The organism is Virgibacillus kimchii (genome assembly GCF_055379185.1).
In genome coordinates this window covers 2,491,334-2,514,539 of sequence record NZ_AP043951.1, presented here as the reverse complement: position 1 = coordinate 2,514,539, position 23,206 = coordinate 2,491,334, and the positions used below count along the sequence as shown (strand labels likewise).

The 23,206-nt window shown below is 43.0% G+C and carries 22 protein-coding genes; 14 read left to right on the top strand and 8 right to left on the bottom strand.

Features of this window, described 5'->3' with window-relative positions; translation table 11 throughout:
• The first annotated feature begins 111 nt into the window (after positions 1-111).
• Entirely contained in the window at positions 112-1,131 is a 1,020-nt protein-coding gene (locus ACZ42C_RS12120; RefSeq protein WP_461180050.1) for an acyltransferase family protein, read from the top strand.
• Positions 1,132-1,323: 192 nt separating this feature from the next.
• Here ACZ42C_RS12120 and ACZ42C_RS12115 read toward each other — a convergent pair whose 3' ends face one another.
• Entirely contained in the window at positions 1,324-2,670 is a 1,347-nt protein-coding gene (locus tag ACZ42C_RS12115) for a YjiH family protein (RefSeq protein ID WP_461180051.1), read from the bottom strand.
• 286 nt (positions 2,671-2,956) lie between these two features.
• Between ACZ42C_RS12115 and ACZ42C_RS12110 the strand changes: the two genes are divergently transcribed.
• The 5 genes from ACZ42C_RS12110 to ACZ42C_RS12090 all read left to right on the top strand — a co-directional run bounded on the left by ACZ42C_RS12110 (position 2,957) and on the right by ACZ42C_RS12090 (position 4,905).
• Positions 2,957-3,262 (top strand): phasin family protein, encoded by a 306-nt coding sequence (locus ACZ42C_RS12110; protein ID WP_461180052.1) that lies wholly within the window; start codon positions 2,957-2,959, stop codon positions 3,260-3,262.
• 257 nt (positions 3,263-3,519) lie between these two features.
• Positions 3,520-3,666: a hypothetical protein gene (locus tag ACZ42C_RS12105; protein ID WP_461180053.1), complete on the top strand. Its 147-nt coding sequence runs from the start codon at positions 3,520-3,522 to the stop codon at positions 3,664-3,666.
• A gap of 24 nt (positions 3,667-3,690) precedes the next feature.
• Positions 3,691-3,945 (top strand): GlsB/YeaQ/YmgE family stress response membrane protein, encoded by a 255-nt coding sequence (locus tag ACZ42C_RS12100; protein WP_461180054.1) that lies wholly within the window; start codon positions 3,691-3,693, stop codon positions 3,943-3,945.
• 216 nt (positions 3,946-4,161) lie between these two features.
• Positions 4,162-4,464 (top strand): YwdI family protein, encoded by a 303-nt coding sequence (locus ACZ42C_RS12095; protein ID WP_461180055.1) that lies wholly within the window; start codon positions 4,162-4,164, stop codon positions 4,462-4,464.
• 72 nt (positions 4,465-4,536) lie between these two features.
• Entirely contained in the window at positions 4,537-4,905 is a 369-nt protein-coding gene (locus ACZ42C_RS12090) for a DUF423 domain-containing protein (RefSeq protein ID WP_461180056.1), read from the top strand.
• A gap of 6 nt (positions 4,906-4,911) precedes the next feature.
• Here the strand turns inward: ACZ42C_RS12090 and ACZ42C_RS12085 are convergent, their stop codons facing one another.
• From ACZ42C_RS12085 to hemQ, 4 genes are all read right to left on the bottom strand, one after another.
• Positions 4,912-5,163, bottom strand: coding sequence for a hypothetical protein (locus tag ACZ42C_RS12085; RefSeq protein WP_461180057.1), 252 nt, complete (start codon positions 5,161-5,163; stop codon positions 4,912-4,914).
• A gap of 280 nt (positions 5,164-5,443) precedes the next feature.
• Entirely contained in the window at positions 5,444-5,911 is a 468-nt protein-coding gene (gene gerQ, locus ACZ42C_RS12080) for a spore coat protein GerQ (protein WP_461180058.1), read from the bottom strand.
• A gap of 79 nt (positions 5,912-5,990) precedes the next feature.
• Positions 5,991-6,419: a cell wall hydrolase gene (locus ACZ42C_RS12075; protein ID WP_461180059.1), complete on the bottom strand. Its 429-nt coding sequence runs from the start codon at positions 6,417-6,419 to the stop codon at positions 5,991-5,993.
• A 250-nt stretch (positions 6,420-6,669) separates the two neighbouring features.
• The gene (gene hemQ, locus ACZ42C_RS12070) at positions 6,670-7,422 is read right to left on the bottom strand and encodes a hydrogen peroxide-dependent heme synthase (RefSeq protein ID WP_461180060.1); all 753 of its coding nucleotides are present in this window, start codon (positions 7,420-7,422) and stop codon (positions 6,670-6,672) included.
• 320 nt (positions 7,423-7,742) lie between these two features.
• Between hemQ and pta the strand changes: the two genes are divergently transcribed.
• Entirely contained in the window at positions 7,743-8,717 is a 975-nt protein-coding gene (gene pta / locus ACZ42C_RS12065; protein WP_461180061.1) for a phosphate acetyltransferase, read from the top strand.
• A gap of 45 nt (positions 8,718-8,762) precedes the next feature.
• On the opposite strand, the gene ACZ42C_RS12060 is transcribed toward pta, so the two are convergent.
• Complete coding sequence (locus ACZ42C_RS12060) at positions 8,763-9,878, bottom strand: Rpn family recombination-promoting nuclease/putative transposase (protein ID WP_461180062.1); 1,116 nt, start codon at positions 9,876-9,878, stop codon at positions 8,763-8,765.
• Positions 9,879-10,059: 181 nt separating this feature from the next.
• Positions 10,060-10,914, bottom strand: coding sequence for a lipoate--protein ligase family protein (locus tag ACZ42C_RS12055; protein WP_461180063.1), 855 nt, complete (start codon positions 10,912-10,914; stop codon positions 10,060-10,062).
• Between the two features lie 164 nt (positions 10,915-11,078).
• On the opposite strand from ACZ42C_RS12055, the gene ACZ42C_RS12050 reads away from it, so the two are divergent.
• From ACZ42C_RS12050 to ACZ42C_RS12040, 3 genes are all read left to right on the top strand, one after another.
• Entirely contained in the window at positions 11,079-12,380 is a 1,302-nt protein-coding gene (locus ACZ42C_RS12050; protein WP_461180064.1) for an HD domain-containing protein, read from the top strand.
• A 111-nt stretch (positions 12,381-12,491) separates the two neighbouring features.
• Positions 12,492-13,001: a YwgA family protein gene (locus ACZ42C_RS12045; protein ID WP_461180065.1), complete on the top strand. Its 510-nt coding sequence runs from the start codon at positions 12,492-12,494 to the stop codon at positions 12,999-13,001.
• Between the two features lie 100 nt (positions 13,002-13,101).
• The gene (locus ACZ42C_RS12040) at positions 13,102-13,623 is read left to right on the top strand and encodes a YwhD family protein (protein WP_461180066.1); all 522 of its coding nucleotides are present in this window, start codon (positions 13,102-13,104) and stop codon (positions 13,621-13,623) included.
• A gap of 220 nt (positions 13,624-13,843) precedes the next feature.
• Here ACZ42C_RS12040 and ACZ42C_RS12035 read toward each other — a convergent pair whose 3' ends face one another.
• Positions 13,844-15,874 carry a transglycosylase domain-containing protein gene (locus ACZ42C_RS12035; RefSeq protein ID WP_461180067.1) on the bottom strand — a complete coding sequence of 677 codons (2,031 nt, stop codon included), beginning with the start codon at positions 15,872-15,874 and terminating at the stop codon, positions 13,844-13,846.
• A gap of 327 nt (positions 15,875-16,201) precedes the next feature.
• On the opposite strand from ACZ42C_RS12035, the gene ACZ42C_RS12030 reads away from it, so the two are divergent.
• From ACZ42C_RS12030 to ACZ42C_RS12015, 4 genes are all read left to right on the top strand, one after another.
• Entirely contained in the window at positions 16,202-16,642 is a 441-nt protein-coding gene (locus tag ACZ42C_RS12030; RefSeq protein WP_464891264.1) for a YwiB family protein, read from the top strand.
• On the top strand, positions 16,639-18,303 hold the full coding sequence (gene argS, locus ACZ42C_RS12025; protein WP_461180069.1) for an arginine--tRNA ligase: 1,665 nt from the start codon (positions 16,639-16,641) through the stop codon (positions 18,301-18,303). Before ACZ42C_RS12030 ends, argS begins: the two co-directional genes overlap by 4 nt.
• An 812-nt stretch (positions 18,304-19,115) precedes the next feature.
• Positions 19,116-21,224, top strand: coding sequence for a heterodisulfide reductase-related iron-sulfur binding cluster (locus tag ACZ42C_RS12020; RefSeq protein ID WP_461180070.1), 2,109 nt, complete (start codon positions 19,116-19,118; stop codon positions 21,222-21,224).
• A 709-nt stretch (positions 21,225-21,933) separates the two neighbouring features.
• Complete coding sequence (locus ACZ42C_RS12015) at positions 21,934-23,121, top strand: acetyl-CoA C-acetyltransferase (protein ID WP_461180071.1); 1,188 nt, start codon at positions 21,934-21,936, stop codon at positions 23,119-23,121.
• Positions 23,122-23,206 lie beyond the last annotated feature (85 nt).

Here is a 23,206-nt window from a genome sequence, read left to right as displayed (position 1 = left end):
TTTACATGGGATTTACAAATTACTAACAAGTCAGTGAAACAGCTTAATTTATAAGGGGGAAGGTGTAAAATGGGGTATAGAGGAGTATACCAAGTAAAGGGATGAGAAACTGTGGAAAGAAATGCATTTGTGGATAATGCGAAAGTGATTTTAATTTTTCTAGTTGTTTTTGGACACATGATCCAACCCTTTGTCAGCGGATCGGCTCCAATGAATACCTTGTATATGTGGATTTATACCTTTCATATGCCGGCATTTATTTTGCTTGCCGGATTTTTTGCCAAGGGACTGGGCAATCTTAAATATGTCATTAATTTAATGAAAAAATTGATTGTACCCTATATTATTTTTCAACTTATTTACACCGGCTACTATTATCTTATCGGAAGGTCGGGATGGCAGACGGAACTATTCAGTCCGCACTGGTCCCTATGGTTTTTATTCAGCTTGTTCTGCTGGCATATACTGCTATATTGGTTCAAAAAAATTCCCCCTGTCTGGGGCATTGTGATTGCGGTTCAAGTTGGATTAATTGTGGGTTATTTCAGTGAAATTGGGCATACGTTCAGTTTATCCCGTACCTTTGTATTCTTCCCGTTCTTTCTGATCGGGTATTGGGTGACGGAAAAACAGCTGTTGAAGACGGTAAAAAATAAACAGATGAAATTTATTTCCATAGGGATAATGGCTGCACTGGCTATTGCCATCTATGTCCTGCCGAATTTTCAAACAGGCTGGCTGCTTGCGTCAAGTTCCTATAGTGATCTCGGGATGCCGGAATTTGGCGGTTTAATACGGCTGCTCGTCTATACTGTTTCTGCGTTAATGGTGGTCAGTATATTTGCGTGGATTCCAACCAGGCACTACAAATGGACGAAACTAGGGACGCGAACATTGTATGTGTATTTATTGCACGGATTTTTCATTCAGTTTTTCCGTCAGGCCGATCTGTTTGAAGTAAATAACGTGTTTGATGTGCTTGGTCTGGCAGCATTATCTGCAGCACTCGTGCTGTTGTTGTCCAGCAGGCCGATAGTCGGAATCTGGCAGCCATTGATTGAAGGTAGACTCTCGATCTTGAAGAATGCTCTTAGGAACAAATGGAAAAATGATCCGAAAACAGAGTCATAAACGGTTATGGTTGTTGAAGAGGCTGAAATTAAAAATATGAAAACAAGATATGATTGAAACAAAAACGCAGTCTGAAACGTACCATTAATACCCCCTTTTTTAAAAACAGACGGCATTCGAGGCCGTCTGTTTTATTTTTTTCGCACATTCGACAAAATTCGAGCATTTTCGGGGAGTGACAGGCACCACCCCTTAAAAAATGATATGTGCGATCAGGACGATGATTGGCAGGGTGATGATTGTTCTCAGCAGGAAGATGACGACCAGATCCAGGAAGGATACAGGTATTTTGGAACCGAGAAGGAATCCACCTGTTTCGGACATAAAAATAAGCTGTGTGACCGATAATGCTGCGATAATAAATCGAGTCATCTCCGCTTCGATTTCTGAAGCAAAAATGGCAGGAAGGAACATATCCGCAAAACCGATTAAAACCGTTTCGGATGCTTCCCGGGCAAAAGGCACCTGCATTAATTCAAGCAATGGAACGAATGGCATTCCGAGCCATTGAAACAGCGGCGTATTATCCGCGATAACAAGGGCAATCAGACCAATCGCCATGACGACCGGAGCAACACCCATCCACATATCCAAAATGTTTTGCCCGCCTTGTTTAAAGAAATTATAAACACTTTTTTCTTTTTTGCTTCGTTCGAGCGCTTGGACATAACCATGTGTAACAGCATTATGATCTTCAGGAATTTTCTCCTCAATTCCTTGCGCATTTTCATCGATATACGTGTCTTCCTTCCGGGAAAGCGGCGGAATACGCGGCATAATTAATGCAGCAATGAACCCGGAAAAAATAACAGTTAAATAAAATGGCAGGAACATATGCTCAAGCTCAACATGTGCGATAATGACGAGGCTGAATGTGATCGATACAACGGAAAAGGTTGTTCCGATGACGGCAGCTTCCCGTTTCGTATAGTATCCGTCTTCATACTGCTTACTCGATAAAAGCACCCCGATCGTTCCGTCTCCAACCCATGATGCAAGAGAATCAATCGAAGCACGCCCGGGCAGCCGGAATAACGGCCGCATTATTTTTGTCATGAGACTGCCGAAAAATTCCATTAACCCAAAATTCATGAGTAACGGTAAAAACAGTCCGGCAAATAAGAATACGGCAAAAAGGACATGCAGCAAGTCATCCAATAGAAGCTGGCCGGTATCCGGTCCATGGACAGCTTCAGGACCAATCTGAAAGAATACCATTACTGCAAAAATCGCTGCAAGCACTCTAATGACAGTCCAGGATATACTTACGTGAAATAAATTATGAAAAAAAGGTTGCTTTTTAAATGTATCCGATCCACCGAATTTGGCTATAAGTGTGAAAACAGCTGTTATAACAATGATGACCATCATAATGGCAGATAATTGTCCAGCCAGCATGTCCTGTACAAAGTTGGCCAGTACAGCGATCGGGATGGTGAAGCCTTCTTCTGTATTAACCGGGGTGATAAATAAAAACACGCCGATGAAAGAAGGTATTATAAACCGCAGATGATCGCTGAGTTTATATTTATTATTCATCGTAAACCCCCTTGCAAAAAATAATGTATTATTTTTCTATTATAAGTGAAGAAATGGTATATATCCATTTAATTTTAAAAAGTGTATGAATAAATTTCCGAGTAAATGTTAAAGGATTGTTAAAATGGGGAACAGATAAAGATAGTTGTTATTGTCATGTCAGGGGGCGTGGATTTTTATGTATATTTTTCGACGCATCCATTAATTACTCCATTGATGTCCTCATCTTTGTTATACTAAAGATATAAATTCATGCATCTATCAAAGTTTGGAAAGGGTGTTTTTAATGAATGATTTAATCAGAAAAGGTTTTTTACTCGGTTTGGGAGCAGCAGTAACGAGCAAAGAAAAATTTGATCAAAAGCTGAGGGAAATGGTGGACCAGAATGAATTAACCCAGGAAGAAGCAAAATCTGTTATGCAGGGTTTTATGGACAAAGGTGAAATGAAAAAGGACGAATGGAATGCACGTCAATATGAACAGGCGCAGAAATTTGCCAAAGAAATCGGGCTGGCAACCAAAGAGGATATAAATGAATTGCGTGCACGGATCACCCAACTTGAAGCAATGCTTGACAAAAACGAGTTATAAACCGAAAAGCGGAAGAGAACCGGAAAAACATTACTGCATCAATCACCCATTTTTATTCGGTTTTCTTCCGGCCCTGTATGGCAGGGAAAACATGTCGCAAAAACCGTCTCAGTATCCCGAAAACATCCTGATAAAAGAATTGTCAAAAAAAGCAGTTATCTGTAAATTCAGCTTATTTTTTATAATTAGTTGATTTTTGCTTTTCTTCACGTTACAATGAATTATATTACAAAACTGTGTTTGGGGGGAAGTACAAAATGAATAATTTTGTACAACTTTGTGAGAACACAAGGGAAAAGCTTGGACGGCAGCTGAAAGAAAACGAGAAAGCGTTTTTACAATGGATGTACGAAAACTACAAAGATGAAGAAAAGAAGAAAATACAGGGGATTACGAGCCAATAACCATACAGGAGGTAGAAATTTGCAATGCAGCTTCTAGTCTATATCATAGTAGCTATTATTGTCGGATTAATTATGGCAGCGTTATTCGGCTTTAAGTATCCCGGTAAATGGATTGGTGCCGTCGTAGCAGGTTTATTAGGTGCATGGATAGGAGACGTACTAATAAGGGAATTGGGCCCGACAGTCGGCGGTTACTACATATTTCCGGCAACCCTCGGCGCAATTGTCGTCACATTAATCATCGGGTTGCTCGGAAGAAAAGCAAACGTAAAAGAATAGATGCAATAAGGAAGGTACGCTTGTTGTAAAGGAAATACATGAGGCATAAATGGAATATGATGTGCACCCCTGAAGTTAGACCAAAACCTAACCTCAGGGGTGTTTTGTGTGTTTTGACAATTCTCCTCCATGTCTCAGGTTGTCAGGCAGGAAATTGCTCCCCAAATCCGTTATCATGTACAATGGAATCAGCATTAATGCAAAGGAGCGTTAATAATGGCTGTTGATAACGAAAAAGTATTACAGAAAATGATGACGGAACTGCAGCAGGCAAAACAGTTAAAAGATAATGATACGGCTATGCTGAAGCATATTCAGCATATTCGTCTGCTGTGTGATTTGTTTTTGGATGAAGAGAACATGGTGACACAGCAGAAACAACCGGATGCCATAGAAGAAGCGGAAATGAAAGCCATGCTTGGAGAGAAGGCTTATGGGTTAGAAGTAAGCAGACAGCAGGAGAAAAAGGCAGAAATAGATCACGATGGAGCAAATGGTAAATCCATTTTTGACTTCTAACACTCAAAAATACTATACCTTCTATCGGGAAATTCCAGGAGGTTCTATATAAACAGTAGAGGTGAACTTATTATGAAAATTTTTTTATTGCTCGGAGTAATTAACGGATTTTTAGCTGTAGCATTAGGGGCATTTGGCGCCCATGGACTGGAAGGCAGAATATCTGAAAAAGCACTGGGAACGTGGGAAAAAGCGGTAAATTATCAAATGTTTCATACGATGGCCCTTCTCGTTACAGGCCTTCTATTGGCGAAAATCACCTCCGGTGGCATCCACTGGGCGGGTTGGATGTTTTTCATCGGTATCATTCTGTTTTCCGGCAGCCTGTACTTGTATTCAACAACAGGTGTCAGAACTTTTGCGATGATTACCCCTCTTGGCGGTGTTGCCTTTTTAATCGGCTGGGTACTGCTCGGAACAGCCATTGTAAGGTATTTGTAATAAGCATTAGAAGAAAAAGATAAGATATGTCGTAAATATAAATAAGAGCAAAGCACGGGAAGCATGTTTCAGAGCTTCCTGTGTACGATACGTATGAAATTCTATGAGGGCCGTTAAAATAAGGCTGATGACCAATAGATAGAGGCCGAGAAATAAAAAAATAATATACGTTTGGATGATGGCAAATAAGCCTAATACGAATACAAGGATGATCGTAATCAATTCAAGGCGGATGAACTTTTCATAAGGATGTCTCATAATACAGCCCCTTCCGATGACATTACAAACAGATAAGAAGAAAAGGATGACACCTGAAACTGTGTGTCATCCCTATTTCTGGCAGGTAAGCAGTATAAAACTTACTTATCAGCATTCGTTCTGGACTTTAGGTCATACCCATTGTGATCCTGCGGCCGGCGCTTCATCCTGAAATTTGCCTCTCCCGGCTTATTAACGTCATAACGAGTCTGAGAAGAAAGCAAAATACACTTTTAAGAATTCCTTTTCCGGCAAGCCGAGCTTTCTAATTACACCTGTTTTAACGCGGCGGGTATGCTGCCAACTGTTCATTTCCGGCAAAAGGATACGCATACTCAATTTCTTCATCAAACGTGACATAATCCAAATAAACCATAAGTAATAAGTATCTCCTGTCTGTATCAGGATCACTCAGAATGAGGTGATCCCTTCCTGCTGCTTCGATTACCCCTCTGAAAATTTTCGCGTTCCATTGATTATTATACTCAAATGTCATGTAGACGGTGGCAAGTTTTCCCCTGTTTAACCGCAAAATGTTTTCAATATATGATTCCTGAAGGGGAAGCATTCCGGGTGTCTGCTGCTGTTGCTGCTGTTGGGGCATCTGCTGCTGCGGTTGAGGCTGCTGCTGCCGGTAATTATACATTGGGTAATACGCCGGGGAAGCAGCCGGATAATAATACATTGGATATGCCTGATAAGGGTTGCCTTCCTGCTGCTGGTACTGTCTGTCATCATTTTCGCTCATATAAAAACCTCCTTATAAAAATATACGGATTTAAATGGGAACCGATAACAATATCCGCTCCCATTAATGTGGAGAAGCATCAATATCGATATACTTCCGGACATTCAGCCTGGGTTGGACTGTAATAACAATGTGCTTTAAATCTCCCTGTATTCCACTGGCCAAACCATTGCTCAGGACAGGTGCCTTCCGGACGAAAGAACCACAGTGAATTCGTTGCAGGATGCTGGCGTTCCCCTTGAATCACTCTCCGTGCCAATCGTCTTTCCGATTCTCTTGCCCGTTGGTAAAAATAACCTTTCTGTGTTGCTTCAAAGCCGCCGGGGCTTTGGAATACCATATCGTTAATACTTCGGATATCCGGAAAATCGAGACAAACAGCAATGACCCGGTTAATTCCCGTATTGCCGACCATGAGCATGCCCAACTCCCCATCTTCTTCGGCTTCAGCACGCATCAGCCTTGCCAGCAATTTAACATCACTTTCGTTATATGCAACAACACCCATACATCATTCCTCATTTCTGTTCAATCTTGATGCAAGACATTCTATTTATATGTATGTTATTTGCCCGGAAAAAATGACAAGGAAAAATATAGGGGTAACAAGTCAAACAGAGGGAGAAGGGGACTAACTTTTTGAACATTAAACAGCGAAGCGGAAGAGACAAAAAAATAGCATATGAAATCGAGAGATCCCACATGCTATTTGTACTATATAAATTCAATTGAATATCATCTTTTGCCATCCATCAAATTCAGACTGAAAAATAGTCTGCAAGCTGTTCTTTCGGAAAATGATTACCCACAAAGAACTCCCCAAACTCTCCGTAACGGGAGCTCACTTCATCCCAGCGCATTTCATAAACAATTTTTTTGAACTGCAATGGTTCGTGGGCAAATAATGTCACTCCCCATTCCCAGTCATCCAGTCCGATGGACCCTGTAATAATCTGCTTTACTTTACCGGCATATTTCCGTCCGGTCATGCTATGTTCATAAAGCAATTTACCGCGTACATTTTTTTCAAGGGTATACCAGTTGTCGTCGCCTTCCCGCCGTCTGTCCATCGGGTAAAAGCAAATATGCTCCCATTTCGGCAGAATCGGCTTTAACCGGGCTTGTGTCTCCGGCAATGTTTCCGGGTCCGGTTCCCCTTCTTTTTGCGGGCGGTATTTGGAAAGTTCCACCACAGACACATAGGAATGTGCCGGAATCAGATATTCACCCATTTTTGATTTATTTAGTTCCGTTTCCATGTCTGACAGTTCATCCATGGTAGGCCTTAAAAACATAAAGATTAAATCGGCTTTTTGTCCAACAACCTTATAAAGTACATGACTGCCGTTTTTCTCTTCTTCCACAGCTTCCCATTTTGTCAGCAGTCTTTCAAAGCTGTCCAAAGCTTCCTTGCGTTCTTCCGCGGAAGCTCTTTTCCAAGCATTCCAGTCAATGGTGCGCAAATCATGCAGGCTGTACCAGCCATCCATCGTTTCTACAGGTTCTACCATTGTAATCTCTCCTTTTTAAATGAATGTAACATAGTTATTTATGCAGTCTTGTTGTGCAGCGGATACTTAACTGCATGTCCTGCAAGTACACCCCACTATGCTGCATAAACAGGACAATTTTCATGAAATACTTTATGCTCACGTTTTTACTATAGCATAAATAGGGTATGATAATCATGAAGGACGTACCTGCGGAGGGAAGAAATAGACATATGTAAAAATTTCGTCACAAATGCTCTGATTTTATGTTGCTTATATTTTGTAAACCTAATACTAATCACCTAATATGAGATTGTATAGAATGAGGAGGGTTTATCACAATGAGTGGTTTATTCGATGATCTGAGAAAAAGAATTGCGAATAAAAATAAAAGGATTGTATTTCCGGAAGGTACGGATGAACGGATATTAACCGCGGCAAGTCAATTGAGTGCGGCGGGAGTACTGACACCTGTGCTTATCGGGGATAAAAATAAGATAAACAAAAAAGCGGAAGAAATTGATGTGGATATTTCTTCCTGCGACGTATTAACCCCGTCAGCGTTTCCTGAATTCAATCTGATGGCGGAAACATTTGTGGACCGAAGAAAGGGGAAAGCGACGAGGGAAGATGCGGAAAAAATATTACAGCAGGAAAATTACTTTGGCACCATGCTTGTGTATATGAATCAGGCAGATGGGCTCGTAAGCGGTGCGGTAAATTCAACAGCTGACACAGTACGGCCGGCATTGCAGATCATTAAAACAAAAGAAGGCATTAAAAAAACGTCCGGGGTATTCATTATGGTACGTGGAGAAGAAAAATATGTATTTGCCGATTGTGCGATTAACATAGCTCCTGACAGCAACGATTTGGCCGAAATTGCAGCCGAAAGTGCGGTGACAGGTAAATTGTTCGGTATTGATCCGCGAATTGCCATGCTCAGCTTTTCTACAAAAGGCTCGGCAAAATCAGAGGAAACGGAAAAAGTCGTCGAAGCACTCAACATTGCAAAGGAAAAACATCCATCTCTTGTCATCGATGGGGAGTTCCAATTCGATGCAGCGTTTGTTCCAAGTGTGGCGGAGAAAAAAGCCCCTGACTCCGTTCTGCAGGGAGATGCGAATGTTTTTATCTTTCCAAGTTTGGAAGCGGGTAATATCGGATATAAAATTGCCCAGCGATTAGGGGAGTTCGAAGCGGTTGGTCCCGTTCTGCAGGGATTAAATAAACCGGTCAATGATCTTTCCCGCGGCTGCAGTGTAGACGATGTGTATAAGTTAGCGTTAATTACCGCTGTACAATCTGATGCATAGAAAAGAAACCTTGCAACGGAGCCGAAAGCTCTGTTGCAGGTTTTTTTAGTTTTTGATTTCTTTTTTTATTTCCAGGATTCTTTCCGGGGAAAGACCGGTGGCTTCAGCGATAACTTCAACTGTCATCTCCATTTCCAGCATTCGGAATGCAATTTCCTCTTTTCCCTTTTCCAACCCTTCTTCTCGGCCTTCCTTCCGTCCTTCTTTCCGTCCTTCTTTCCGTCCTTCTTCCATCCCTTTTTTTCTGCCTTCCCTGATTCCTTCCTCAAGTCGAATCTCAGCTTCACGCTTGGCGGCTTCTTCATCAATAATGATTTTCCTTCGTGCTTCATAGGCGAGAAACTCTTTTTCTGTCATACTTAATTCTTCCCAGTCTTCGAAGGCTTTACGCAGCGTTTCATCCTCCATGGCAATACCCTCCAATTCTTCGTATATTTTATCATATACTTTCCCTTCACGGTGATCCACCATACCCAGCAGCAATAACCATCTGACCAGAATATCATTTCGGGGATCCAGCATATTTTCCTCCCAGGCTTTGATTAATTTAGGCATTTCCACAAAATGAAATTCCATCACATCGGTTAGTTTAAACTTTTCCTCATCTTCATATAAATGGTACGTAGTATGAAAACGGTCAGTCTGAGGGAACAGGTCAAAATTCATGATGTTAATCGCAATAACCGGTTTTAATTCATGATAGTTCATTTTCTTTTTAAGTGTACTGCGGTATATTCCCGACCAATAGTATATGGATCGTTTTACCATATCATATTTATTCGTGAACTGAATTTCTACATTAATCTTTTCTGCAGCGTCAGTGACTACGAGTAAGTCCAATCGGGATTGTTTATCATCTCGATATTCCCTGCCTGCTTCCTTATCAGTGAATAGGATGTCAATAATTTTGTCTCTTCCCGTTCTTTTTAAAAATGCGTTTAAAAAAATGATAGTGATATCCTTATTTTTTTCATTTCCGAAAAGCTGTTTAAAGGCATAATCCACTTTCAGATCCATTAATTCACCTAATGGTATATTTCTTAATAGCGGCTGCATTTCCGGATTTTCATTTGCTTGCTTTTCGTAGTTTTCCTGTTCTTCTCGAATGATGCTGTGAAGAATAATTGCGGGCGGTTCTTTGGTCGGGTTTGTGACTGGCATGAACAGCACTCCTTATTAAAATATGAGGACTTTACAGAGGGTGATTTACTAAATTAATAATATCAGATAATACATTACAGAACAAGTGATCCCATGGGATTTTGCAAAAAATGACAATCATATTTTTAATATATTAACCCTGAAATCAAACAGGATCTCAGGGTGTTGCATGGAATGTCTGTTACTGCTGCCATCCTGCCACTTTCTCATTCCGCTTTTTCATTTGGTCCAGCCTTTTGTCAAAGTAAGCTATCTCCTCAGCGGAAAAACTTTTCTCTGTAACCTGTTCAGCAAAATCAATTAAAGCTTGATATGCCCGGTTTTTAACATCTTCCACTGTCAAACGCATATCAAGCAGATCCGACAGAGAGCCCATCACTTCCGGTTTAACGGCGGGATAATTAAATTTTGTCGGCTCATTTTTTTTGCTGATATCATAAAAATCCCGTATATCCGAGGCTCTTTGCAAACTGTTTCCTTCAATGTCCAAATAAATTTGAATGCTGGCTCCTTTTTTCACACGCCGTTGGGAAATACCGGCAAATTTCTTATCCTCAATACTTAGGTCATAATCTCCGGGACAGTAGGATCCGACAATTTCATAGGCTTTTATTTCGTCGGTAAGATCCCGGAACATATGCTGAATAAAACGTACCATGGCTTCATAGCCGTCATGAATCGACACTTTTTCCACATCCGGCAGTACGAGAGAGAGATTCAGTACCCCTTCATCCAGTGCCACGGCCAGGCCCCCGGAATTTCGGACGATGATATGATAGCCCTTTTCTTTCAGTTGGCTGACGCCTGCTTCAATAAATGGAAGCCTGGCATCAGGAATGCCCAATACAATTGTTTTTGGATGAGCCCATAATCGCATGACTGGAGGGGAGAGCTGGTCACTGACCGACATGGCCAATGCGTCATCGATGGCAAAAGAGGTCATAGCTGTTAAAGACTCCCCTTGGAAATGGGCTGTGTTTGTATGGTCCATATAGCGAAATGTTTGATGCTGGATAATTTCCTTCCAATTTTTCATACCTGACTCCTTGATCATTTTTCGTGTATACTGTGTGTTTAAATTGAATCATTAAACTGCCGTTTTTCTGTTTTATTGTCAAAACCCAAGTGGATTTCCTTTCCGTCTCTGCTCCAACTATTATATAATAAAAACAAATTGGGGAAAAGAAACGGATGAAGCAGATGGCTTATAAAGATGAACAATTACATGAAGAAAAGGTGTTTAAAGACCCGGTGCACCGCTATGTACATGTGAAGGACCGGGTTATTTGGGATTTAATTGCTGCTCCTGAGTTTCAGCGTCTGCGCCGGATTAAACAGCTTGGAACAACCTACCTGACTTTTCATGGTGCGGAACACAGCCGGTTTAACCATTCCCTCGGTGTTTACGAGATTGTCAGGAGAATCATTTATAACTTCCAGAACAAACCGAACTGGAATGAGAAGGAGCGCCTGCTTTGTTTATGTGCAGCACTTTTACATGATCTGGGGCATGGGCCATTTTCCCATTCCTTTGAAAAAGTGTTTAAGCTGGATCATGAGCATTTTACAAAGGAAATTATTCTTGGAGATACAACAATAAATGACATATTGGAACGGGTGGAACCCGGATTCGCGCAAAAGGTTGCTGATGTTATTGCAAAAACGTATGAAGATAAGCTTGTCGTCAGCCTGATATCGAGCCAGATTGATGCAGATCGCATGGACTATTTGCAGCGGGACGCGTTTTTTACCGGGGTGAGCTATGGGCATTTTGACATGGAAAGGATACTTCGTGTCATGCGGCCGATCGAGGATCAGGTCGTGATTAAATCGACGGGCATGCATGCGGTGGAAGATTATATTATGAGCCGCTATCAGATGTATTGGCAAGTGTATTTTCACCCGGTTACCCGCAGTGCAGAGGTAATTTTGTCAAAAATTCTGCAGCGGGCGAAATACTTGTTTGAATCGGAAGACTACACGTTTAAACTGAAACCGACTCATTTTATGTCTTTTTTCACCGGCGATGTTAAATTGGAGGAGTACCTGAAGCTGGATGAAGGTATTGTTTCCTATTATTTTCAGCTTTGGCAGGAAGAAGACGATGCCATACTAAGGGATTTATGCGAACGGTTTGTCAATCGCCGTTTATTTAAATATATTGAATTCAATCCGAACCTCCAGATGAATACGTGGATGGAGCTGTATGGCTTGTTTAAAGAAGCGGGGATGGATCCGGATTACTATCTTGTCGTTGATTCCTCTTCAGATTTGCCCTATGATTTTTACCGTCCGGGTGAGGAAGAAGAAAGACTTCCGATTCATCTGCTTATGCCGGATGGGAGCCTGAAGGAATTATCCAGGCATTCCGATATCGTGGAATCCATTTCCGGGAAAAAAAGGACAGACCATAAGCTGTATTTTCCGAATGACTTTGTGGAGAAATTGCCGGATGAACATATAAAAAAGCGGATAAAGAATATATTGGGCCTGGATGGTTAAGCCCGGGCCGACGGTTGTTTTCTTCATTGGGGGTAAGGGTGCAGATGCCCCTTTGGACCTCTGAAATGAGGAGGTCAGCAGAGTTTTTCATAATAACAGGAGATGTGTGAAATGTTAACAAACCATGCCAAATTAATGGAGTTTTTTTCGGTTGCAGATGAAATTACCGGTAGAAAAAAACTGCAGAAAATGATCTATATCCTGCAGAAATGCAAACTTCCTTTTGAAGAGAAATACGAATTTCATTTTTACGGTCCGTATTCCGAAGAGTTGACATTGCGGGTGGAAGAACTGTGCAACCTCGGTTTTTTGCAGGAGATAAAAGAAGAAAAAAGCAATTATTTTCAATATCATTATCATATTACCGGGGACGGAAGATCTTTTTTGCAGCAGTTCGCTTCCCATTTGCCCGGTTTGGGGGATAAGGTGAAGCTTTTGAACCGGCAAAGCTCCCGTTTCCTGGAGCTTGTTGCAACAATGATGTATTTTGATGCATTGCCAAAGCCTGCGGTGACGGAAAAAATTCATCAGGTAAAATCCAAGCAAAAGTATACCGAGGAAGAAATAGAGCAGGCCTGGGAATTCATTCAACAGATGAAGGAAGAGGACACCGGCCAATAATTGCCGGACTGATACAGACGAAGGGCAGTGCAGGGAATGAAAATGACCATGCAACTGTGCTACAATGAGAAGCAAATGAGAAGAAGGAGGTTCCTCGAATATGAGTGCAGATCAATCTTCAAACCAAAAAAAGAAGAATACATTCACTATTATAAAAGATGATTCCACAGACGGTCATGGTGGATACGGAGCAGGGACAGTCAGTCTGGAAAATATGTCCTCCGTTATTGTGGACCCGAATGAAAATAAAGCATATGTTGATATGGCAGCGATGCATGCCCGCAGCGAAATTGAACGCCGGGTGAAGTATTTGCCGAATAAGGACGAGGTGCCGAATGGAAAGCTGTACTGGATTGTCTGGGTAAATGTGGAACGCGGTGAACATGGACCGTACTATGCAGGTGTGGCAGGCAGTGAGCTGCGGGTGGACCGTTCGATTAAACGGGCGTATAAGTCCATGCCGGAGCATGTTACCCATATGGAAAAATCCCTGAAAGGCAAAATCGTTGTGGAACATATGGATGACCATTCCAAAAAATTACTTAAAGATTTCCTGGAAGAATATGATGAAGATATGTGGAAGAACTCTACAGATGAACTGAAAAGTGCCCTGCCGGAATAAATGCCAATTATGAACATTTTGTGACGGAATAAAAACTGACCGGGAATACCTTGTACTTTCGAATAGAAATTTGTAAAATATGAGTACATGGGCTACTCATGTATTACTAGGACAAAAAAGAAGCCGACCAATATACACCGGGTCGGCTTCTTTTTATTTAAATGAAAAAGCAGGAATTTCTTTGAGGTTTTAAAGCTATGTCCAAGCCATGTCCCCTTGTTTATCCGCCAAACATGTCAAATAGGCGTTCCACCATGCTTTTGTCATCTGGATGGTTTTCTTCATGAAAATGGTCTCTGCAAAAGGCAGTTGGTTCAGTGCCTTTTTCAAAGTACATCACCCGGCTTTGACCACAGTATGGTGTTGCCCGCTGCCCGGATTCCGGGTCTACGGGAACGGCAACAAGGCCCGGGGGCTGCGGGAATGCTTCCTGTTCCTTGTTTTCATGGATCCTTTCCATGAAATTGGACCATATCGTTTTGGCATAATCCTTTTCCCGGGTCATTTCGATGGAACGATTATCATCATAGCCAATCCATACACCGGTAACAACAGAAGGGCTATAGCCGATCATCCAGCTGTCAGAGGAAGTCGTACCTGACTTCCCGGCGTATGGACGTGAGAGGTGATCCGCTATCGTTGATCCCGTCACTGCCATATATCCATCCAATTCACGGTCAAACATCCCCGTCAATAAATGGGTTAAAATGAATGCGCTTTGCGGGTTAAGCATCGATTTCCCTTCCTGTTCCTCTCTTTTATATACTGTTTTCCCGTTTCGATCGACAATTTTTTTAATCAGGTGGGTATCGATTTCCTTCCCGCCATTGGCAAGCATGCCATAACCTCTGACCATTTCTTTTACGGAAACAGCGGCCGATCCAAGCGCAAGTGACGGCACAGCAGGCAATTCACTGGTCAAGCCGAATCTGCGCGCGGTTTCCACGAGATTCTCTGTTCCGAGATACATATTGGTTTTGACGGCATATATATTGTCCGATAGCGCAATGGCTTGTGCCAGGGTGATAGAATCATTTGCGTAATACCCGTTAAAATTACTTGGCTGGTACACTTCGTCGTCGTCAAGCTGGAAGGCAGTTGGCTGACTTAACAGCATGGTGTTTGCGGTATAGCCGTTTTCCAGTGCCGCATAATAAAGAAATGGTTTAAAAGAAGACCCAGGCATCCTTTTTGCCTGCACCGCGCGGTTAAAGGGACTTTCCCGGTAATCACGGCCACCGGCCATGGCAAGTACCTCCCCTGACTGCGGGTCTATCGTAAGCACACCGGCTTCAATTTCACTTTCTGTATGGATTGCAGCTTTGATCTCAGCTTCCAGATCTTTTTGATAAGATTCATGCATGGTGGTGTATATTTCATAGCCGCCGGAACGGATGTCATCCACTTCCAGCTTCAGAATTTCTGCAGCCTCTTTGGAAGCTTCTTCCTGAAAATAACCGCTTACCGTCGTTTCACTGTTTTCACTGTTCTCCTCATAAACTAAATTTTCCCTGGAAGCAAGAAACAGTTCCTGATTGCTGATCATGTTCTCATTGTTCATCAAGTGCAAAATCCGCTGCTGCCGACTTTCTGCCCGCTGTCTATCCGCTATTGGAGAATAGTAGCTTGGCCCTCTGGGTATGGATGCCAGCATTGCTCCCTCGGCCAGTGATAGTTCCGCAGCCGGCTTGTCAAAAAAATAATTGCTTGCAGCCTCAATACCATAGGCGCCATGTCCGTAATATATCGTATTTAAATAGCCTTCCAGTATTTCCTCTTTCGAATAAAACATCTCCAATCGTATCGTAAAAAAGGCTTCTTTTAATTTGCGTGACCAGGTTTTTTCCTGTGTCAAATATAAATTGCGTGCGTACTGCTGGGACAGGGTGCTCGCTCCTTCTTTCAGCGACCAGTGCCTTATATCCGTAATAAGTGCGGACAAAATCCGTTTAAAATCAAAACCGGAGTGGTCAAAAAAGTGCCGGTCTTCCACCACTAAGGTTGCATGGACGGCATCTTCGGAAATATCTTCCAAAGAAACCCATCTTCTGTTTTCTGTACCGCGCTCCTCGCCGATCACGTCGCCGCCTCTGCTGTAATAAACGGTGTTTTGGTCATTGGCGAGGCTGGGCGGCCCCATGAGAAAGCTGAGGAAGTAAACGCTGAAAATCACACCTGCCACAATAAGACAGGTGCTTACGGTAATTTTGATCAAAAGGGGGTATTTGATACGAGTGAATATGCGCTTCATCTTTGATTGCTCCATTATTTTTAATTACAGATAGTTGTATCGGAAAAATGCTGTAAAAACTTGTAATTGCCTATATAGCCGGCACCTTCTGCCGTGCCAACGACTGACCATTCCATACGTGTGACGGGAACACCGGCACAGGCTGTACTAACATTATTGGTGAATTTTCGCTGAAATAAACCACTTTTTAAAAACTCATTAATGAAAAAGGGGAGCTAAAGTAGAGCGTGGAGCTTATTCGGCATATTTCGCAATATATATTGCGTTAGCGTAGTGAAGTTAGCTATAATAGGAAATTATATGATGATAAAAATTAGAGGCGGTATTATGGGAACTGTACATAAAAAGGTTAGGGTTATTCTACGGACAACGATTACCGACCAGGGGGAAACGGAAGAAAATAAGCTAATTCATTCGGGATATTTTTACCGTAATCATACATTTGATGTTGTAAAGTTTGATGAGCAGCCGGAAGCGGGAGGAACGGTCCATAACATGATCACCATGCAACAGCAGAAGGTAACCATTAAGCGGACAGGTGCTGTTTCGATGAACCAAAAATTTCAGGAAAATAAAATAACCGAGAATGTCTATCATCACCCCCACGGAACGATACATATGGAAACATTTACCGATTCCATCCGCTATCAGCCGCTGGGTGAAGCAGGAGAAGGCAAATTGAACATCTCCTATCAAGTGAAACTGAATGGACTGAATAACCGCAAACATGAATTGACGTTAACTTTGAAGGAGGAAAATTCCCAATGAACGTATTGGAACAGACGGAAGATACACTGAAACAGGAAATAGCTGCAGCAGTCATCAAGGCGGAACTGGCTAAGGCGGAGGAATTGCCGGATATCGTGCTGGAAAAACCAAAGGATAAAGCACACGGGGATTTCGCTGCAAATATTGCCATGCAGCTGGCTCGGATCGCCAAAAAAGCACCGCGGAAAATTGCAGAAGACATTGTAGAGGAACTGGATAAGACGAAGGCATCCATTGAGAAAGTGGAAATTGCCGGTCCCGGTTTCATTAATTTTTTTATGAAGGATGATTTTCTTGGGGAAATAATCCCAATGATTTTAGAAGCGGGAAAAAATTATGGACAGACAGATATCGGAAAAGGGGAACGTATTCAGGTGGAATTCGTTTCCGTGAACCCGACCGGAGATTTACATTTCGGCCATGGAAGAGGAGCTGCATTTGGCGATGTGTTATGCAATTTGCTTGCTGCTGCCGGATATGAAGTGGAACGGGAATATTATATCAATGATGCCGGCAACCAGATTGATCAACTGGCTTTATCGGTGGAAGCCCGTTATCTGCAGGCATTGGGTGATGAGGCAGAAATGCCTGAAGACGGGTATCACGGGAAGGATATTATTGAAATTGGAAAGACGCTTGCCACGGAATATGGGGCAGAATGGAAAGAGAAAGACAGAGATGAACGCCTGGCGTTTTTCCGGGAATATGGTTTAAAGTATGAACTTGGCAAGATCCGAAATGATTTATCGGAGTTCCGTGTCGAGTTTGATCACTGGTTCTCCGAGCAATCATTGTATGAAGGCGGACAGATTGACAAAGCACTTGAAAAGCTGAATGATTATATCTATGAAAAGGACGGGGCAACCTGGTTCAGAACGACGGATTTTGGGGATGACAAAGACCGTGTACTCATCAAGAAGGATGGCAGCTACACCTATCTGACGCCGGATATTGCCTATCATAAAAACAAACTGGATCGAGGTTTTGACAAGCTGATTAATGTTTGGGGAGCGGACCACCACGGATATATCCCGAGAATGCAGGCAGCTATTCAGGCAATGGGCTATGAAAAAGACACGCTGGATGTCAGAGTGATTCAGATGGTGAGCTTGTTTGAAAATGGAGAAAAACTAAAAATGAGCAAGCGTACCGGGAATGCCGTTGCATTAAGAGAGCTGATGGAGGAAGTCGGTGTGGATGCGGCCCGTTACTACTTTATTACGCGTTCCAACGATACCCAGCTCGACTTTGACATGGATCTGGCACGCTCCGAATCAAATGATAATCCTGTCTATTACGTGCAGTACGCCCATGCACGGATCTGCACCATGCTGAAACAGGCAGAAGCAAAGGGTTTTGATCTGAATGCGGCATTTGATGCAAAGCAGTTAACAACGGAGAAAGAAACAGATTTAATGAAGAAGATGGGAGAATTCCCGCAGATGGTGGCAGATGCGGCGCAAATGTCCACTCCGCATAAAGTGACACAATACGTATTTGATCTGGCAAGTATGCTGCACAGCTTTTACAATGCTGAAAAAGTGCTTGATCCGGACAACGAGGAAAGAACGAACGCAAGAATTGCTTTAATGAAAGCTGTGAAAATAACAATCGCCAATGCATTGCAGCTGATCACTGTGACAGCACCGGAAAAGATGTAATACTCTTACCCAGCTCCGGGAATATACGGAGACTCCTTGAAAATGCTATGCATTTTCTCACGAAGATGTAATGCTGCCGAAGCGTTACTTGTCCAGCAGGAGAAAAGGCATCGATGAGACCCCGCAGGGCGCCATTAATGAAGGCCGACTAAAAACGCCCTTTGCGGGCAACATCGGCATACCCCTTGTCGGGGCAAGGAGGCTCATCAGCCGCCTGCGGCAAAGAAGACACTAAGAAAACGACCAACAGGAGTTTGATTAATGCTTTTCGGTGGGACGAGCATTTACGCGCAGTCCCAATGCTTTTCGGTGGGACGAGCATTTAGCGCAGTCCCAGATGTCGCACTTGTGCCCGCGGTGAAAGCGAAGTATATTCCCGGAGCGGCCTGGGATACTCTATCATCATGATTTGTAGTTATATCCCAGGCTCCGCAGTTAACCCAAAGGCTGAAAAAAACAGAAGGTGAAAAAGACGGTAAATAGTTCCAAAATTTAAAATCATATTTGCCGGTGAACAGTCCAAACACCTTGGGAGCAAAGGGTTTTACAATTTAAACAGAAATGATCAAGGCCTGAAATTTGTCGAATACCAGTTGACTGAATGATCATTCATGATTTAAAGTATACATATATTAACTTAGCAGGAAGCTTACTATTATTCTTAAAATTTAGCTTGTCGAAAAGCAAAGAGTAATAGGTTAAGAAATTTTTATGCTTTCTTAATCTGCACAAAACTGCAATCGGTATCATTTTGCTAAATTGCAAATATTTGCGTATAATAGTTTGCGAGACATAATAAGGGGGAGCGGATCATGGAAACATTTTTGCTGATTAACTGGATTGCATTTCTTGCAGTCACCATCTATGGGGTATATTTATTCGCCAGAGTGGTCGCAACACGTATATCATATATCCGGCTCGGAAAAAAGTCGGAATTTGACCGTGATTTTAAAGAAAGATTCAAACGGATCGGGGTCATTGTATTCGGCCAGTCCAAACTCTTGAAGGATAAGAAATCGGGTATTATTCATGTGATGATGTTCTATGGATTTATCCTTGTGCAGTTTGGCGCGATCAATATGTTTGTCATGGGCCTCTCGCCAGGAAACCATTTGCCGTTTGGCATATTCTATCCAGGATTCACGTTTTTCCAGGAACTTGTCACACTGATGATTCTGGTAGCGGTCGTATGGGCCTTTTACCGCCGTTACGTGGAAAAACTTGTTCGCTTAAAACGTGGATTTAAAGCAGGGCTTGTGCTGATTTTTATCGGAACATTAATGCTGTCCGTGCTGTTCGGTAACGGTATGCACATTATTTGGCAAGGGGAAGGATTAACTTGGACTGAACCTGTCGCAAGTGGGATAGCTGCAGCATTCAGCTGGTTAACACCAACAGCAGCCATGGTATTGTACTATGTGTTCTGGTGGATTCATACATTGACGATTTTGACTTTCCTTGTTTATATACCGCAATCCAAGCACGCACACTTAATCGCTGCACCAATCAACGTGTTCCTGAGTAAGCGTGTACCGGGAAAACTGAAGCCAATTGACTTTGATATCGATGAAGATGCAGCAGAAAATGAGGAAGATATTTCCTTTGGTGTTGGAAAAGTAGAAGATTTTGATCAATTTCAAATGCTTGATTTTTACGCATGTGTGGAGTGCGGACGCTGTACCGATGTATGTCCGGCAGCAGGAACAGGAAAAATGCTGTCTCCGATGGATATTATGATCAAGCTCCGTGACCACTTAACGGAAAAAGGTGCTGCCATTACAGGAAAATCCGCATGGGTTCCTTCCTATGCATTTTCTGGAGCTGCAGGCAACCAGGCAAGTGCCGGAGGAGAAGCAGCAGCTACGGTACAAAACTTAAGCATGATCGGCGATGTGATTACCGAAGAAGAGCTGGCAGGATGTACCACTTGCCGTAACTGTGAAGATGCATGTCCGGTAAGCAACGAACACGTCAGCCAGATTCTTGATATGCGCCGTTACCTGGTGATGACAGAAGGTAAAATGGATCCGGAAATTCAGCGTGCAGTAATGAATATTGAGCGCCAGGGAAATCCATGGGGACTTTCCAAGAAAGACCGTACGAAATGGCGTGAAGAAGATGAAACTGCATATGTACCAACAGTGAAAGAGCTGAAAAAAGAAGGAAAAGACTTCGAATATTTATTCTGGGTAAGCTCCATGGGTTCATTTGACAGCCGCAGTCAAAAAATTGCACTGGCATTTGCAAAACTAATGAACCAGGCGGGCGTAAGCTTTGCCATTCTTGGAAATAAAGAGATGAACTCCGGTGATACGGCACGCCGTATCGGAAATGAATTCCTGTTCCAGGAAATCGCGGAGAAAAACATTAAAGAATTCAACAAGCATGACGTGAAAAAGATCGTAACGATCGACCCGCATGCATATAATATTTTCAAAAACGAGTATCCTGATTTTGGCTTTGAAGCAGAAGTCTATCACCATACGCAAATGCTGTTTGACCTGGTGATGAATGGGAAACTGAAACCGCAGCGTGAAATCAATCAGCGGTTGACTTATCACGATTCCTGTTATCTGGGAAGATATAATGGCGTATATGATCCGCCTAGGGAAATTCTGAAATCCATCCCGGGACTTGACCTGGTGGAGATGAAGCGCAGCAAGGAAAATGGCATGTGCTGTGGTGCAGGCGGCGGCTTAATGTGGACGGAGGAAACAACCGGAAATCGCATTAACGTGTCCCGTACAGAACAGGCCATGGAAGTGAAGCCGGATATGATCTCCAGCGCCTGCCCATTCTGCCTGACGATGTTAAGTGATGGAACGAAGGCAAAAGAGGTGGAAGAAGATATCAGCACCATGGACGTTGCTGAAATTCTGGCACTATCCGTATTGGTGGAAGATGAGCAGAAAACGGCTTAATAGATGAATAGAATTGAGATTTTAAGTATACTAATTTAAAAGAGGGGTAAAAATTGCCCCTCTCCTTTTTCAAAAACCAATTGAGCGAGCGTTCAATCGGAGGGGGCTGCAACGCGGGAACGGTGCACTTATTCCAAACAAAAGGTAAGCGTTATCAATGGGTGGAGTAACATGATGCATGGCTGGCTCCATTCAACCATGGTGAATACATAGAAGGTGAAACATAACTAATTTAATTGGAAAAAAAGCCAAACAAACCACTTACCCAGCTCCGGGAATATACGTAGACTCCTTGAAAATGCTATGCATTTTCTCACGAAGATGTAATGTTGCCGAAGCGTTACTTGTCCAGCAGGAGCAAAGGCATCGATGAGACCCCGCAGTGCAACATTAATGAAGGCCGACTAAAAACGCCCTTTGCGGGCAACGTCGGCATACCCCTTGTCGGGGCAAGGAGGATTACCAGCCGCCCGCGGCAAAGAAGACACTAAGAAAACGACCAACGGGAGTTTGATCGGATGTCGCACTTGTGCCCGTGGTGAAAGCGAAGTATATTCCCGGAGCGGCTGGTACTCTATCACCATGATTTGTTCGTACTTACCTTGAGACTTATATTTATGCCCCCGCCCAACACAGATAACAAAGATATTTTACAGGTAAAAAAGGGGTCTACCCCTTCAAAAAATTTAAAAGGAAAGGGAGTAAAACAATGAGAAAAACAGTAATTGTTTCAGGTGCAAGAACCCCATTTGGAAAATTTGGCGGAGGACTTAAAAGTTTTACCGCATCCCAACTGGGCGGAAAAGCAATTAAAGAAGCCCTGGAGCGGGCCGGTATGGAAGGTTCGCAAATCGATGAAGTCATTATGGGTAATGTGCTTCAGGGAGGACAGGGGCAGATTCCATCCCGTCAGGCATCACGTGAAGCTGGGATTCCATGGAACGTGAAAACAGAAACGATTAATAAAGTATGTGCTTCCGGTCTGCGGAGTGTAACTTTGGCCGATCAGCTTATTCGCCTTGGAGATGAAGATGTCATCGTGGCCGGTGGCATGGAAAGCATGAGCAATGCGCCGTATATTCTCCCGGATGCCCGCTGGGGACATCGAATGGGAGATAAAAAAGTAGTGGATATGATGGTACATGACGGACTTACATGCTCATTTGCCGGTGTTCATATGGGAAGCTACGGGAACTCCACGGCAGAAGAGTTTGAACTGACAAGGGAAGCCCAGGATGAATGGTCTTACCGAAGTCATCAGCGGGCAGGGAAAGCGATTGAAGAAGGCAAATTCGCCGAGGAAATCGTACCGCTGGAAGTGCCGCAGCGAAAAGGAGATCCTGTCGTCGTTGATACAGATGAAGCGCCACGGAAAGATACAAGTGTGGAAAAACTGGCAAAATTGCGTCCGGCGTTTGATAAAGACGGTACAATTACTGCCGGGAATGCACCGGGAGTAAACGACGGGGCTTGTGCATTTGTTGTCATGTCCGATGAGAAGGCGGAAGAACTCGGAAAGAAACCGATGGCAACCATACATGGCCATGCCGAGGTGGCAGTGGAAGCAAAAGATTTCCCGCAAACTCCTGGGCTGGTTATTAATAAATTGCTGGAAAAAACAGGTCATAAAGCAGATGACATCGACTTATTCGAAATTAACGAAGCTTTTGCAGCAGTATCCCTGGCAAGCGGGAAAATTGCCGGGATCGATCCTGAAAAAGTAAACGTTAACGGTGGAGCGGTAGCACTTGGACACCCGATCGGTGCGAGTGGGGCACGTATTATCCTCACCCTGGCACATGAATTAAAACGCAGAGGTGGCGGCCTTGGTATTGCAGCCATCTGCAGTGGCGGCGGTCAGGGAGATGCCGTTTTAATTGAAGTACCGAAACAATAAACAAGACAACTGGAAATACTTTAAGGAAGACATGGGGGCGAAGCAATGCAGAATTCCCGGCTAAGAAAACGGGAGATTTTTGCAA